Origin of the sequence: Nonomuraea lactucae (assembly GCF_003313395.1) — a bacterium.
In the GTDB taxonomy this organism is placed as follows: Bacteria; Actinomycetota; Actinomycetes; order Streptosporangiales; family Streptosporangiaceae; genus Nonomuraea; species Nonomuraea lactucae.
The window spans coordinates 1-1,079 of record NZ_QNFZ01000430.1 but is presented as its reverse complement, the minus strand read 5'-3'; the positions used below and the strand labels follow the sequence as shown (position 1 = coordinate 1,079).

Annotated in this window: 1 protein-coding gene and 1 pseudogene; one reads left to right on the top strand and one right to left on the bottom strand. The window is 74.2% G+C overall.

The genetic code is table 11. The annotated features are described in order from the left end of the window. Positions 1–587, bottom strand: a pseudogene (locus DQW85_RS22410) (5-methyltetrahydropteroyltriglutamate--homocysteine S-methyltransferase); the annotation flags it as partial. Positions 588–664: 77 nt separating this feature from the next. Here DQW85_RS22410 and DQW85_RS22405 point away from each other — a divergent pair. Next, positions 665–1,079: LysR family transcriptional regulator (locus tag DQW85_RS22405; protein WP_162795232.1), on the top strand; the 415-nt coding region annotated here is incomplete at its 3' end.

Sequence of the window (1,079 nt, the reverse complement as noted above, 5' to 3'; positions counted from 1 at the left end):
CCGACGGAGCCGGCCGTGCCGCCCACCCGCCCGACGGGGTCGGCCGTGCCGTCCGCCCGCCCGGCCCCGTCGGCCCCGGCCACCTCGACCCATTCGGCCAGCAGCAGGAACGTCACGGGCCCGACCACGACCGGCCTCGTCTCGAACCCGAGCTCCCGCGCCTGCCGCACCTCCGCCAGCGGCTTCGAGGCGTCGAGCGCGAACTCCGTCCCCGGCCCGATCTCCGGCACGATGTAGTGGTAGTTCGTGTCGAACCACTTCGTCATCCGCAACGGCGCCAGCCCCTCCGTGCCCCGGGCCATGGCGAAGTAGGGGTCCTCGGCGCCCCGATATCGTTCGGGCACCGCGCCGAGCAGCACCGCCGTGTCCAGCACGTGGTCGTAGAGCGAGAACGTGTTGGACGGCAGCCCGGCCAGGCCCAGGCCGTCCAGCCGCCGCCAGGTCCGCTCGCGCAGCTCGGCGCCCACCCGGTCGAGCTCCCCGCGGGTCGAGCGGCCGGCCCAGTAGGACTCCAGGGCTCGCTTCAGCTCCCTGTGCGGGCCGATCCTCGGGTATCCGAGCACGGTGGACCGGGGAAATGCGGGCATCGTCAGGCTCCCTCCGTCAGGCATGTTCAACGGGGGGCATCGTGCCCGGCTCCGACGGCGTCGTGCATCATCTATTCATGATGCTTATGGCTCGGGAGATCCAGTGCTTCGCCGGGGTGGCGGCGCGGCTGAGCTTCTCGCGGGCCGCCGCCGACCTCGGGATGTCGCAGCCCGCGATGAGCCAGGCCATCACCCGCCTGGAGCGGGCCGCGGGGGTCAGGCTCTTCGAGCGCACGGCCCGGTCCGTGCGGCTCACCGCCGAGGGCAGGGCGCTGCTGCCGTACGCCCGCCAGGTGCTGGAGTCGGCGTCGGCGTTCTCGGCCGAGGCGGGCAGGCTGGCCCGGCCTACCATTCATCTCGCTTATCCTCCGCTGGTCGGGGCGCTGGCGGCGCGGATCGCCAGGCGGCTGGCCGCCCGCACCCCCGCCATCGGGGTGGAGCTCAGCGTCGCCGGCCGCGCCGCCGCCTCGGAGGCGCTGGACGGCGGGGAGG